Below are 13,103 nucleotides of genomic sequence, written 5' to 3' on the forward strand. Positions count from 1 at the left end.
CATTAACTGTCCAACGCCTTGTACTTCTCGCGCAGGTGGTTACGAATCCACACCGCCGACAGGTTGAGCGTGGCGATCACCAGTACCAGCAGCAAGGCAGTGGCGTACACCAACGGCCGTGCGGCTTCGACGTTGGGGCTCTGGAAGCCGACGTCATAGATATGGAAGCCCAGGTGCATGATCTTCTGGTCCAGGTGCAGGTACGGATAGTTACCGTCCAGCGGCAGCGACGGCGCCAGCTTCACTACACCCACCAACATCAGTGGTGCCACCTCACCGGCGGCACGCGCCACGGCGAGGATCATGCCGGTCATCATTGCCGGGCTGGCCATCGGCAGCACGATCTTCCACAGCGTTTCCGCCTTGGTCGCGCCGAGTGCCAGGGAGCCTTCACGCACAGTGCGGGGAATGCGCGCCAAGCCTTCTTCGGTGGCCACGATCACCACCGGCACCGCCAGCAGGGCCAGGGTCAGCGAGGCCCAGAGCAGCCCCGGCGTACCGAAGGTCGGCGCCGGCAGGGCTTCAGCGAAGAACAGACGGTCGACCGAGCCCCCCAATACATACACGAAGAAGCCCAGGCCGAAAACGCCGTAGACGATAGCCGGTACACCGGCCAGGTTGTTCACGGCGATGCGGATGATGCGGGTCAAGGTGTTCTGCTTGGCGTATTCACGCAGGTACACCGCGGCCAGTACGCCAAACGGGGTCACGATCATTGCCATGATCAGGGTCATCATCACGGTGCCGAAGATGGCCGGGAAGATCCCGCCTTCGGTGTTGGCTTCCCGTGGGTCATCACTGAGGAATTCCCAGACCTTGCTGAAGTAGAAGCCGATTTTGGTCATGGTGCCCATGGCGTTCGGCTGGTAGGCGTGCACCACTTTGCCGATACCGATTTCCACTTCCTTACCGTTGCCGTCACGTGCGGTGAGGGCGTCGCGGTTGAACTGTGCGTGCAGGTCGGCCAGGCGCGCTTCGATGTCTTGGTAGCGGGCGTTCAGCTCAGCGCGGTCGGCGTCCATGTCGGCCTGGGCGGCTGCGTCGAGCTTGCCTTCCAGTTCCAGTTTGCGACCGTGCAGGCGGATGCGCTCCAGCCCGGCGTTGATCGCGCCGATATCGGATTTTTCCAAGGTCTTGAGCTGAGCGGCGAGCTTGTTCACACGCTCGACACGCGCCTGCAGTTCCGGCCACGCAGCTTCGCCTTCAGCGATAACCTTGCCATCCTGCTTGACGTTGACCAGGGTGCCGTAGAAGTTGCCCCACTCACGACGCTCGATGGCCATCAGGTTCGCAGGCTTGGTCTGGTCCTTCAGCCACTCGCCGACGATCCAGGTGAAATCGTTGCCGTTCAGGTCGCGGTTGCCGACCTTGATCAGCTCACGGGTCATGAATTCCGGGCCTTGGTCCGGCACCGGCAGGCCCGCGCTTTTCAGGCGCTCACGCGGCACTTCTTCTTTCTGCACCACTTCGCCGATCACGATGTGGTTGGCCTGGCCTGGCACGTTGTAGTTGGCCTGGATCAGGTCGGCCGGCCAGAAATGGCCCAGGCCCCGCACCGCAATCACAGCCAGCAAACCAATGGTCATGATGACCGCGATGGACACCGCGCCACCGCTGATCCAGACGCCGGGGGCGCCGCTCTTGAACCATCCATTCAGGGAGTTCTGTTTCACAGACTTCTACCTTTCTTAAAGCGACGAGTATTTCTTGCGCAGACGCTGACGAATCAGCTCGGCGAGGGTGTTCATGATGAAGGTGAATAACAGCAGCACCAGCGCCGAGAGGAACAGCACGCGGTAATGACTGCCGCCCACTTCCGACTCGGGCATCTCCACCGCAACGTTGGCCGCCAGGGTGCGCAGGCCCTCGAACAGGTTCATCTCCATCACCGGGGTGTTGCCGGTGGCCATCAGCACGATCATGGTCTCGCCCACGGCGCGGCCCATACCGATCATCAGCGCCGAGAAGATGCCCGGGCTGGCAGTGAGGATGACCACGCGGGTCATGGTCTGCCACGGCGTGGCACCCAGGGCCAGGGAGCCCAGGGTCAGGCCGCGCGGCACGCTGAACACGGCGTCTTCGGCGATGGAGTAGATGTTCGGGATCACCGCAAAACCCATGGCCAGGCCGACCACCAACGCGTTGCGCTGGTCGTAGGTAATGCCCAGATCGTGGGAGATCCACATGCGCATGTCACCGCCGAAGAACCAGGTTTCCAGGTACGGGCTCATGTACAGCGAGAGCCAGCCCACGAACAGGATCACCGGGATGAGAATCGCGCTTTCCCACCCATCGGGAACACGCAGGCGGATCGACTCAGGCAAACGGCTGAAGACAAAGCCGGCGACCAGGATGCCAATCGGCAACAGCATCAACAGGCTGAAAATGCCCGGCAGGTGCCCTTCCACATACGGCGCCAGGAACAGGCCGGCGAAGAAGCCGAGGATCACCGTCGGCATGGCTTCCATCAGCTCGATCACCGGCTTGACCTTGCGGCGCAGGCTCGGTGCCATGAAGTAAGCGGTGTAGATCGCTGCAGCAACCGCCAGTGGCGCCGCCAGCAGCATGGCGTAGAACGCAGCCTTCAAGGTACCGAAGGTCAACGGAGCCAGGCTCATCTTGGGTTCGAAGTCAGTGTTGGCGGCCGTAGATTGCCAGACGTATTTAGGCTCGTCGTAGTTCTCGTACCAGACCTTGCTCCACAACGCGCTCCACGACACTTCCGGGTGCGGGTTGTCGAGCAGCAACGGTTGCAGCTTGCCACCCGCCTCGACGATCACACGGTTGGCCCGTGGCGACATGCCGAACAGGCCCTGGCCGTCGACCACCGGGTCCACCAGCAAGGTGCGGTGGGCGGTGCTGTGGAACACGCCGAACTGGCCAGCAGCATCCAGGGCGGTGAAGCCTTTGCGGCGCTCTTCAGCGCTGATTTCGACGATGGGCGCAGTGCCCATCTGGAAGGTGCGGATCTGTTTCAGGCGCTGTTCGCCATCCGCATCTCGGGCCATGAACCACTGGGCCAGGCCGCCTTTGGAGTTACCCAGGATCAGCGAGATACCACCAACCAACTGGGTGCTGGCGGTGATTTCCGTGTCGGCGTCTTCCAGCAGTTTGTAGCGACCGTTGAGGCTCTTGTCGCGCAGGCTGAACACGTCGGCCAGGGCACGGCCGTTGATCACGTAAAGCCACTGCTGGCGTGGGTCGATGAAGATCGCCTTCACCGGCTCGGTCATCTGCGGCAGCTCGACACGCTTCTGCTCGCTGGTGACTTCACCGGTCATCATGTTTTCTTCGCGGCTCAGGGTCAGCACGTTCAAGTGCGAACCAGCGGAACCTGCCACCACCAGCGAGGTGTCGGTGGCGTTGAGCGCGACGTGTTCCAGAGCGCGACCGGCGTCATCCAGCACGATCGGCGTTTCGCCGTAGGGGTATTCGATTGCCGGGGTGATGGTTTTCTTGCCGTCCGGGTACGACACCTTATAGGTGTGGCGGAACACCAGGGACTGGCCATTGGACAAGCCGAGGATCACCAGCGGGCTGCCCGGCTGGTCTTCACCAATGGAAGCAACGCTGGTACCGGCGGGAATCGGCAGGTCGACACGCTTGAGCTCGGCACCGGTGTCCACGGCAAAGAACAGCGCCTGGCCCTTGTCGGAAACCCGCATGGCGACTTGGTTCTGTTCTTCGAGGGAAATCATCAACGGCTTGCCGGCGTCTTGCATCCAGGCGGGCGTCAACGCGTCTTCCTTGGTCAACGAGGCGCCCTGGAACAGGGGCGCGACCACGTAGGCGAGGAAGAAGAAGATCAGGGTAATGGCAGCCAGCACGGCGAGGCCGCCGACCAGCACATACCAACGGGTGAAGCGATCCTTGAGCGCGCGAATGCGGCGCTTGCGTTGCAGCTCAGGCGTATTGAAATCAATGCGCTTGGGAGGGGAAGTCGTCGTCATGGTGGAATTGGCCAGATCATTCATGCGCACACCCTAGCGATCCTGTATGACAGAAAGATGACAGTGCAGTGACGCAACAAATCCGCCGCGAAGCAGGGCTGGCAGCGGATAAAAAATTAGGGATGCAGACTGCTTATGTGGGAGCGGGCTTGCCCGCGATGGCATCAACACGATTTCAACGCTAAACCGCGTCGCCAGCATCGCGGGCAAGCCCGCTCCCACAAAAAAGCATGCGTCTACATCAGGTATCGCAGGCTTAGTTGCCTTCTTTCAAACCCAGGTCAGCCAGGGCCTTGGCGGCGACTTTGGCTGGCAGTGGGATGTAGCCGTCTTTGACCACGACTTCCTGGCCCTGCTTGGACAGCACCAGTTTCACGAACTCAGCTTCCAGCGGCGCCAGTGGCTTATTCGGGGCTTTGTTGACGTACACGTAGAGGAAACGCGACAGCGGATACTTGCCGTTCAGGGCGTTTTCTTCGGAGTCTTCGATGTAGTCAGTGCTGCCTTTCTTGGCCAGTGGCACGGTCTTCACGCTGGCGGTCTTGTAGCCGATGCCCGAGTAACCGATGCCGTTCAGCGAGGAGCTGATCGACTGCACAACCGAAGCCGAGCCCGGTTGTTCGTTCACGTTTGGCTTGTAGTCGCCTTTGCACAGGGCTTCTTCCTTGAAGTAGCCGTAGGTGCCGGATACCGAGTTACGCCCGAACAGTTGCACTGGCTTGTTGGCCAGGTCGCCGGTCACGCCCAGGTCGCCCCAGGTTTTCACATCAGCCTTGGCGCCGCACAGACGCGTCGACGAGAAGATCGCATCGACCTGTTCCATGGTCAGGTGCTGGATCGGGTTGTCCTTGTGCACAAACACCGCCAAGGCATCCACGGCAACCGGGATAGCGGTTGGCTTGTAGCCGTACTTCTGCTCGAAGGCCGCAAGTTCCGTGTCCTTCATCTTGCGGCTCATCGGGCCCAGGTTGGAGGTGCCTTCAGTCAACGCAGGTGGCGCCGTGGCAGAGCCGGCAGCTTGAATCTGGATGTTGACGTTCGGGTATTCCTTTTTGTAACCCTCGGCCCACAGGGTCATCAGGTTAGCCAGGGTATCGGAACCGACGCTGGACAGGTTACCCGACACACCAGTGGTCTTGACGTAAGCCGGGATTGCCGGATCAACACCAGCGGCCACCGCGTTGGCGGTCGCAACGCCAGCAGCGACAAAAGTCATTGCCGCCATCAAACGTTTCAGTTTCATGCCTTGCTCCTAGCAGATAGGGATAATTGGATCGGGGCCAAGTATCGGCAGGCCGTGTGAACACTCTATGTCTGAAATATGACAATTAGATGAAAGGCCACTATCTGAATGTGCAGGCTTCAGCGACCGCGTTTCCACAGATACCCGCCTACCAGCATCCCCATCACGCATAGCACGGCTACGTAATAAGCCGGGCCCATCGGGCTCTCCTTCATCAGCAGCGACACCGCCAAGGGCGTCAATCCGCCGAACACGGCATAAGCAACGTTGTAGGAGAACGACAGGCCGCTGAAGCGCACCACCGGCGGGAAGGCTTTGACCATCACGTAGGGCACTACGCCGATGGTGCCGACAAACAGGCCGGTCAGGGCATACAAGGGGAACAGCCAGTCGGGATGCGCCATCAGGCTGTGATACAGCGTCCAGGAAGTCGCCAGCAGCAGTGCGCAACCGGTGACCAGCACGCGGCCGGCGCCAAAACGGTCGGCCAGCGCACCTGCGGCGATGCAACCCAGGCTCAAGGTCACGATGGCCAGGCTGTTGGCCTGCAGTGCCACCGTGGGGCTGAAGTGATAGATAGTTTGCAGCACGGTCGGGGTCATCAGGATGACTACCACCACGCCGGCCGACAATAGCCAGGTCAGCAGCATCGACAGCACAATGGCGCCACGGTGATCGCGCAACACGGCGCGCAAGGGCAGTTCAGCGGCCAGGCTCTTGCGTTGCTGCATCTCGGCGAAGATCGGGGTTTCATGCAGCCAACGACGCAGGTACACCGACAGCAGGCCGAATACGCCGCCGAGCAGGAAAGGAATCCGCCAGGCGTAATCAGAGACCTGTTCCGGTGTATAGGCGCTATTGATGGCGGTAGCCACCAACGAGCCCAGCAGAATACCGGCGGTGAGGCCGCTGGTCAGGGTGCCGCAGGCGTAGCCGATGTGGCGCGGCGGCACGTGCTCGGAGACGAACACCCAGGCGCCCGGTACTTCGCCGCCAATCGCTGCGCCCTGGATGATGCGCATCAACAGCAGCAGCAGCGGCGCCCACAGGCCGATCTGTGCATAGGTCGGCAGCAGGCCCATGATCAGGGTCGGCACGGCCATCATGAAGATGCTCAGGGTGAACATCTTCTTGCGGCCCAGCAGGTCACCGAAGTGCGCCATGATGATGCCGCCCAAGGGGCGGGCCAGGTAGCCTGCGGCGAAGATGCCGAAGGTCTGCATCATGCGCAGCCATTCGGGCATGTCGACGGGGAAGAACAGCTTCCCAACCACGGTGGCGAAAAACACGAAGATGATGAAGTCGTAGAACTCCAGCGCCCCACCCAGGGCAGACAGCGACAGGGTTTTGTAGTCGTTGCGGTTAAGCGGTCGTGCGGGCGGCGCAATGCTTGAAGGCACTGTGGTCATGGCAAGGCTTCTCTTATTAGTCAGATCAGGAATCCGCAACAGCGTGGGTTTGCGCCTGGCAGGTCCGGCACGATAGCAAATTGCCCGGAAAAGCACAGTCCAAACCCTTGCGCCGCATCAGCGCCACCTCGCAAGCATCCCCACTTGCGAAGCGCCTTATTCCCTTTCCGAATTGTTATGGGGGGCCGAAAACGCCATCAGATACTGACGGCCAGCGCTAAAAAGAAACAATGGTCAAACCCCTCAACTTGAATGACCGTTTTGGCCAATTTTTTGACGCCTGGAAACTCGTCTATATAGATGCACAAAATCAGGAGCAGATGGTCGTCGCGCAGGCTATCGACCGATATACTCCCAGCCCTGCACCTGTCTATTGCGTGGAAGTTGCGCGAAACCGTCGTTGGCACCGGCCAGCCGATTTCGCAGAGTTTCCCTCAAGGCGCCTTTCGAAAAACGTGACGAACGTAGTATGTTCGGGGCTGAATCGTTTTTCCAAGACGGCTATTCACCGATTACATAGTCCAAGAGTCACGGGTCAGAGGCACCCCCGGCATGATCGAACTCGAACAAGAAGATCCTATCCCGCAAGGCGATCTCGCCCTGCAAATCACCGCGCTTCCGCGTGAAACCAACGGCTTTGGCGATATCTTCGGCGGCTGGTTGGTCGCGCAGATGGACCTGGCGGGCACGGCAATGGCCAGCAAGGTCGCCGGTGGGCGCGTGGCCACCGTGGCGATTGATCGCATGGCGTTCCTGGTGCCGGTGGCCGTGGGTGCGCAGCTTTCCTTCTATACCCAGGCCCTGGAAATCGGCCGCAGCTCGATCCAGATGATGGTCGAAGTGTGGAGCGACGATCCGTTGTCCAGCGAATGGCGCAAGGTGACCGAAGCCGTATTTGTGTTCGTCGCCATCGATGGCAGCGGCCGCACGCGTTCGGTACCGTCACGGGCGCGTTAAACCTCGCCGGGTTTTAACGGTCAATTGCCCCATTGCCTGCCATTAAGAGAGCTTTGTCATGCCTACGCCCCACGTTGAGACGGTAAAAATCGACGAGCTGGACTGCTGGCGCATCCGCCACAACGGTGCCGAGCTGATGGTGGCCCAACAGGGTGCGCATATCTTCAGTTACCAGCGCGAGGGCGAACAGCCGCTGATCTGGCCGAACCCTGAGGCCGTGTTCAAGCAGGGCAAAGGCATTCGTACCGGCGTACCGGTGTGCTGGCCGTGGTTTGGGGTGTTCGACCGCAACCCGCAAAGCGTCAGAGCCATGCGCCAGAGCGATCAGCCTGCCGGCGCCCACGGTTTTGTGCGCACCGCGCGTTGGGAGCTGGCCACCACCGAACTCGACGGCCAGACGCTGCGAGTGGACCTGGTATTGCCGGTGCCGGCGGGCGGCTTTCCAGGCTGGCCCCATCAGGTAGACCTGACGCTGAGCCTGCTGCTGGACGATCACCTGCATATCCGCCTGACCAGTCACAACCGTGGCACCGACACCGTGACCCTCAGCCAGGCATTGCACACCTACTTCGCCGTGAGCGATGTGCGCAAGGTGCAGGTCGAGGGCCTGGATGGCGTGGATTACATCGATACCGCCGATGGGTGGGCCGAGAAGCAGCAAGCCGGGCTGCTGCACTTTCGCGCCGAGACAGACCGCATTTACCTGAATACGCCTGCACAGTTGAATATCGTTGATAGCGACTGGCAGCGCCGTATCCAGCTCACCAGCGAAGGCTCCAAATCCACCGTGGTCTGGAACCCCTGGACCGAACGCGCCAAGGCTTTCGACGATATGGCCGATGACGGCTGGCAGGGTATGTTGTGCATCGAGACAGCGAATGTGCTGGATGATGTGGTGAACCTGGCGCCCGGCGAAAGCCACACCTTGGGCGTGAGCATCACGGCCCTGGCCTTGTAAACCCAACCCAATGTGGGAGCTGGCTTGCCTGCGATGCAGACAACTCGATGTGTCAGGAACACCGAGGCGCTGCTATCGCAGGCAAGCCAGCTCCCACAGGGGTTATGCTTTGGGCTTTAGAGATCAGACTCCTGCACCACCCGAACCTTCCCGGCCTCCAGCGCATACGCGGCATCCGCCAAGTCGTTATTGACCTTCTCCACCTTCAACGTGCCCGTGACCCACAGCGGCGTGTAGATATCATCCAGCTTCAGCCCCTTGGGATAGCGCACCAGCACCAGTTGGTTAGGCGGCGGTGGCGGCACGTGTATGCAGGCGCCCGGGTAAGGCACCAGGAAGAACAGCGTGCTGCGGCCCTTGGCGTCCGTTTCAAGCGGCACCGGGTAGCCACCAATGCGGATATTCTTGCCGTTCATCGCCGCCACCGTCTTGGTGGAATACATCACCGCAGGCAAACCTTTGCTCTGCTTCAAGCCACCCTTTTCGGTGAACGTGCCTTGGGCTTCGGGGGAGTTGTGGTCGATCTCGGGCATGGCCTCGAGGGCTTTCTGATCCGACAGCGGCATCAGGTCGAGCCAGTCGGTTTCCGGCAGTTCGCCAGCGTGCGCCAGGCCAGAGCTCAGCAGAAGAAGCGTTAACAGAAGACGGCGCATGGAGAGGCTCGGCAAATACAAGTGCCGAGCATTCTAGCCCTCTGCGCCTGCGCAGCGCAGAGGACTTTGTCGGCTGATTACTTCTTTTTGACCAGGCCGTAGATCACCAGCAACACGATGGCACCTACCAGCGCGCCGATGAAGCCTGCGCCCTGGCCTGCCTGGTAGATCCCCAGGGCCTGACCGCCGTAGGTCGCGGCCAGGGAACCGGCGATACCCAGCAGGATGGTCATGATCCAGCCCATGCTGTCGTCGCCAGGCTTGAGGAAGCGCGCCAGGAGGCCGACGATCAAGCCGATAAAGATGGTTCCGATGATACCCATGGCATTTCCCTCTGATTGGTATGAGTCATGCCAAAGCCTAGTCAGGCTTTGGCATCCTGCAATCAGAGAGACGCAGAACCCCAATGGTTCCCGCCAGGGCCAGGCTTATTGTTCGGCGATCAGCGCTTCAACCTTGAGGATCTGCGCCTGCAGCGTCGCGCGGTCCTTGCAACGCAGGTTGGCGTGGCCGACCTTGCGCCCGGCCTTGAAGGCCTTGCCGTAGTGATGCACGTGGCAATCCTTGATCGCCATCACGCGCTCCACTGGCGGCACAGAACCGATGAAGTTGAGCATGGCACTCTCGCCGATCTTGGCCGTGGAGCCCAACGGCAAGCCCGCCACCGCCCGCAGGTGGTTTTCGAACTGGCTGCACTCGGCGCCTTCGGTGGTCCAGTGCCCGGAGTTGTGCACACGCGGGGCGATTTCGTTGGCCTTCAGGCCACCGTCGACTTCAAAGAACTCGAACGCCATCACGCCGACATAATCCAGTTGCTTGAGGACGCGGCTGGAATAATCTTCGGCCAGGGCCTGCAGCGGGTGGTCGGTGCTGGCCACGGAAAGCTTGAGAATGCCGCTGTCGTGGGTGTTGTGCACCAACGGGTAGAAGCGGGTTTCACCATCACGGGCCCGCACGGCGATCAGCGACACTTCGCCGGTGAACGGCACAAAGCCTTCCAGCAGGCAGGCGACGCTGCCCAGCTCGGCAAAGGTACCGACCACATCGGCGGCGGTGCGCAGGACTTTCTGGCCCTTGCCGTCGTAACCCAGGGTGCGGGTTTTCAACACCGCCGGCAGGCCGATGCTGGCGACTGCGGCGTCCAGGTCGGCCTGGGACTGGATATCGGCGAAGGCGGGTGTCGGAATGCCCAGGTCCTTGAACATGCTCTTTTCGAACCAGCGGTCGCGAGCGATGCGCAAGGCTTCGGCGCTCGGGTACACCGGCACGAACTGCGACAGGAAGGCCACGGTTTCAGCCGGGACGCTTTCGAATTCGAAGGTCACAAGGTCGACTTCATCGGCCAGTTGGCGCAGGTGGTCCGGGTCGCTGTAGTCAGCGCGTAGGTGTTCACCCAGGGCCGCAGCGCAGGCGTCCGGCGCCGGGTCCAGGAAAGCGAAGTTCATCCCCAGCGGCGTACCCGCCAAAGCCAGCATGCGGCCCAGTTGGCCGCCACCGATTACACCGATCTTCATCAATAACAACCTCAGGCGATGCGTGGGTCTGGATTGTCCAGCACGCTGTCTGTCTGCTCAGCACGGAATTTTTTCAGCACCGCATGAAACTGCGGGTGCTTGGCACCCAGGATGCTGGCCGACAGCAAGGCTGCGTTGATCGCGCCGGCCTTGCCGATCGCCAGGGTTGCCACCGGGATGCCGGCCGGCATCTGCACGATGGACAACAGCGAATCCACGCCCGAGAGCATCGACGACTGCACCGGCACGCCAAGCACGGGCAGGTGAGTCTTGGCCGCACACATGCCAGGCAAGTGCGCCGCGCCGCCGGCACCGGCGATGATCACCTCGATGCCACGGGATTCTGCTTCATCGGCATACTGGAACAGCAAATCCGGGGTGCGGTGGGCGGAGACCACCTTCACTTCGTACGGAATGCCGAGTTTTTCCAGCATATCGGCGGTGTGGCTAAGGGTGGACCAATCGGACTTGGAGCCCATGATCACGCCAACCAATGCACTCATCGTCGTGCCTCTTCTCTCTGGGCGCCCGCAGGCGCGTCAAAAAACAACAAGCCACGCGGGAGACCGGCGTGGCTTGGTGTACGAATTAAGGCCGGTTGGACCGGCCGAAGGCCGCGCAGTATACCGTAATAATCCAGATAAACAGCCCCTGGGATGACCATCTGTCTAGCGGCGCAAAGTGGCGGTTTTATTGACTTAAGAGTCAGGCGCGAGGTCCATTCGATGGGTCTTGGCAATGGCATCAATCATGACCGACGAGACCCCCACTTCTGCAGCGATCACAGGCCATTGCGCCACCGCCTCATGCACCTCACGGATGATCTGCATGGCCTTCAGCCCTTTGATCTGGCTGCCCACACTGAGCAGGTCAGCCACCACAAAATTGTCGCGCTTACCGTTGATACTCATCTGATGGCTGTCGACCCAGAAGTTTCCAGGCATGTAGGACCAGGTAACGTCATAGGCAGGCGACAAATACCAGGTACCGTCAGTGTCCAGCAAAAAGCTGATGTTCTTGGTGTGGTCGTCCTGGTTTCGAGCGATAACGTTGAACACCATGCGCCTGAAAAACTGCTCCGCCTCCCGGCGCCCCAGTTTCAGCGCCCTGAACACGCTCAGGGCCTCGGCGTAGGAGTACTCACCCGGTTTTTTGTAGTCGGCATGGTCCAGTGCGCACAACGTCGCGGTGTGAATCTTGTCGCCGTCATCGGTGCGGTCGAATCGCTTGGTCATGAAGTGAGCACGCCCCCCCTCTTCAAGCAGACGGCACTCAGCCATTACCACACCGGCTTGCCTGGCCATCAGGTGGTAGGCATATTCAATGCGACCAAACCCCTGGCTATCGGCAAGCACGTCGGTGTTTTTTGCGACATCGAACTTGAGCAACCAGTAGCTATAGCCTTTGGGCGCTGGAACCTGCCCTGACCTGATATGCCCTTCGCGATTGATGGCAATGATCGCCTTTGCGCGAGCGCCACCGGCACTTGTGCCCACCTGGATCAAGCGCTGCAACGCGGCGTCGTCCACGCTAGGGTCATTGGATGTCAGCCGGTCCTCCAGGCTTTGGCGCCCCGAGAGCACCTCCCCAGCCAACTGGGCCAACGCCGCGACCTCGATGGTTTCGGCCTCATTGGCCTCAGTGTTCATGGCCGGCCGATATTCCAGCGCGCCCATGCCGCGATTACCTTGGTAGAGGAGTCGATCCACCGGCGTGAACGAAAGCTTGTCGCGACCCTGCTGCGCCAACCATGCGTTGATCAAGGCATTACCGAAGTCATCCGGAAGCGAGTCGGCAAAAATCGCCGGAAGCGCCTTATAGGTTTCCCGGTTCAGGTTGGTGAATGCGTAGGTGTACTCGGCGCGGGCGGGCATGTGAATGGGCGAGATCTCAAGCCCCGTGGAGACAAACTCGGGTGAAAACTCGAACTCGCCCACCTGGGTTGTCTCGTCCCAATTGAGCGCTCCGACGTATAAACCCCATAAATAGATCTGTGCAATCACCAACGGGTGTCCTTTTTGACTGCGTCGGGCACAAGGCGCTTTTTCTGGCCCGGTATAGAGGTGGTTTCGGATGAGTCTTTGCGGGTGGTATAGGCGCGCTGACGTTTTTTCCCAGCCATTTTCGCCATCTGGATGGGGCTTGAACGCACCTCCTCGACCAGAGAACTCAACCGATCCAGTTCCCCGATCACCCGCAATACCGCAATCAGATTGAGCAAGGTGCCCTTGCCCGCCATCAACTGCCGTAACGTCGTGCGGGAAATACCCGCCTCCTCGGCAACCGTTTCCTGATTGATGTTCTTCTTCACCCTCAAGGCTTCAACGCGCGAGCCAATCGTTTGTGCGATAGCTTGCTCACTCATCGTCGTCATTCGCATTTTGTGCAGTTTCCTGATCAAAAGATGGATTTACACAAA

12 protein-coding genes are annotated in these 13,103 nt (G+C 60.5%); 2 read left to right on the forward strand and 10 right to left on the reverse strand.

Going from position 1 to position 13,103, the window contains the following annotated elements:
- Positions 1–2: 2 nt before the first annotated feature.
- From pstA to E1K68_RS00225, 4 genes are all read right to left on the reverse strand, one after another.
- On the reverse strand, positions 3–1,673 hold the full coding sequence (gene pstA / locus E1K68_RS00210) for a phosphate ABC transporter permease PstA (protein ID WP_003195629.1): 1,671 nt from the start codon (positions 1,671–1,673) through the stop codon (positions 3–5).
- A gap of 15 nt (positions 1,674–1,688) precedes the next feature.
- Positions 1,689–3,722, reverse strand: coding sequence for an ABC transporter permease subunit (locus tag E1K68_RS00215; protein WP_212614862.1), 2,034 nt, complete (start codon positions 3,720–3,722; stop codon positions 1,689–1,691).
- 484 nt (positions 3,723–4,206) lie between these two features.
- Positions 4,207–5,193, reverse strand: a complete 987-nt coding sequence (locus E1K68_RS00220; RefSeq protein ID WP_003195633.1) for a phosphate ABC transporter substrate-binding protein PstS — start codon at positions 5,191–5,193, stop codon at positions 4,207–4,209.
- A gap of 119 nt (positions 5,194–5,312) precedes the next feature.
- A complete protein-coding gene (locus tag E1K68_RS00225; RefSeq protein ID WP_186007458.1) occupies positions 5,313–6,593 on the reverse strand; it encodes an MFS transporter in 1,281 nt (426 codons plus the stop codon).
- 561 nt (positions 6,594–7,154) lie between these two features.
- On the opposite strand from E1K68_RS00225, the gene E1K68_RS00230 reads away from it, so the two are divergent.
- Both E1K68_RS00230 and E1K68_RS00235 read left to right on the forward strand, forming a co-directional pair.
- Complete coding sequence (locus E1K68_RS00230; protein WP_003176975.1) at positions 7,155–7,559, forward strand: acyl-CoA thioesterase; 405 nt, start codon at positions 7,155–7,157, stop codon at positions 7,557–7,559.
- Positions 7,560–7,617: 58 nt separating this feature from the next.
- On the forward strand, positions 7,618–8,517 hold the full coding sequence (locus E1K68_RS00235) for a D-hexose-6-phosphate mutarotase (protein ID WP_212613643.1): 900 nt from the start codon (positions 7,618–7,620) through the stop codon (positions 8,515–8,517).
- A 116-nt stretch (positions 8,518–8,633) separates the two neighbouring features.
- Here the strand turns inward: E1K68_RS00235 and E1K68_RS00240 are convergent, their stop codons facing one another.
- The 6 genes from E1K68_RS00240 to E1K68_RS00265 all read right to left on the reverse strand — a co-directional run bounded on the left by E1K68_RS00240 (position 8,634) and on the right by E1K68_RS00265 (position 13,049).
- Complete coding sequence (locus tag E1K68_RS00240; RefSeq protein ID WP_212613644.1) at positions 8,634–9,170, reverse strand: DUF3299 domain-containing protein; 537 nt, start codon at positions 9,168–9,170, stop codon at positions 8,634–8,636.
- A 77-nt stretch (positions 9,171–9,247) separates the two neighbouring features.
- A complete protein-coding gene (locus E1K68_RS00245; protein WP_003195642.1) occupies positions 9,248–9,493 on the reverse strand; it encodes a GlsB/YeaQ/YmgE family stress response membrane protein in 246 nt (81 codons plus the stop codon).
- Between the two features lie 105 nt (positions 9,494–9,598).
- Positions 9,599–10,684 carry a 5-(carboxyamino)imidazole ribonucleotide synthase gene (locus E1K68_RS00250; RefSeq protein ID WP_003195644.1) on the reverse strand — a complete coding sequence of 362 codons (1,086 nt, stop codon included), beginning with the start codon at positions 10,682–10,684 and terminating at the stop codon, positions 9,599–9,601.
- A gap of 11 nt (positions 10,685–10,695) precedes the next feature.
- Entirely contained in the window at positions 10,696–11,187 is a 492-nt protein-coding gene (purE, locus tag E1K68_RS00255) for a 5-(carboxyamino)imidazole ribonucleotide mutase (protein WP_003195648.1), read from the reverse strand.
- Positions 11,188–11,382: 195 nt separating this feature from the next.
- Positions 11,383–12,687, reverse strand: a complete 1,305-nt coding sequence (locus E1K68_RS00260) for a type II toxin-antitoxin system HipA family toxin (protein WP_212613645.1) — start codon at positions 12,685–12,687, stop codon at positions 11,383–11,385.
- Positions 12,684–13,049, reverse strand: coding sequence for a helix-turn-helix transcriptional regulator (locus E1K68_RS00265; RefSeq protein ID WP_236270440.1), 366 nt, complete (start codon positions 13,047–13,049; stop codon positions 12,684–12,686). Before E1K68_RS00265 ends, E1K68_RS00260 begins: the two co-directional genes overlap by 4 nt.
- Positions 13,050–13,103: the final 54 nt, after the last annotated feature.

Source organism: Pseudomonas sp. B2021, from assembly GCF_018135665.1.
Classification (GTDB): Bacteria; Pseudomonadota; Gammaproteobacteria; order Pseudomonadales; family Pseudomonadaceae; genus Aquipseudomonas; species Aquipseudomonas lactis.

Coding starts and splice junctions, on each gene's coding strand:
- E1K68_RS00215 (WP_212614862.1), bottom strand. CDS start 3,722: ATGCAAGACGCCGGCAAGCCGTTGATGATTTCCCTCGAAGAACAGAAC.
- E1K68_RS00220 (WP_003195633.1), bottom strand. CDS start 5,193: ATGAAACTGAAACGTTTGATGGCGGCAATGACTTTTGTCGCTGCTGGC.
- E1K68_RS00230 (WP_003176975.1), top strand. CDS start 7,155: ATGATCGAACTCGAACAAGAAGATCCTATCCCGCAAGGCGATCTCGCC.
- E1K68_RS00235 (WP_212613643.1), top strand. CDS start 7,618: ATGCCTACGCCCCACGTTGAGACGGTAAAAATCGACGAGCTGGACTGC.
- E1K68_RS00240 (WP_212613644.1), bottom strand. CDS start 9,170: ATGCGCCGTCTTCTGTTAACGCTTCTTCTGCTGAGCTCTGGCCTGGCG.
- E1K68_RS00245 (WP_003195642.1), bottom strand. CDS start 9,493: ATGGGTATCATCGGAACCATCTTTATCGGCTTGATCGTCGGCCTCCTG.
- E1K68_RS00250 (WP_003195644.1), bottom strand. CDS start 10,684: ATGAAGATCGGTGTAATCGGTGGCGGCCAACTGGGCCGCATGCTGGCT.
- purE (WP_003195648.1), bottom strand. CDS start 11,187: ATGAGTGCATTGGTTGGCGTGATCATGGGCTCCAAGTCCGATTGGTCC.
- E1K68_RS00265 (WP_236270440.1), bottom strand. CDS start 13,049: ATGAGTGAGCAAGCTATCGCACAAACGATTGGCTCGCGCGTTGAAGCC.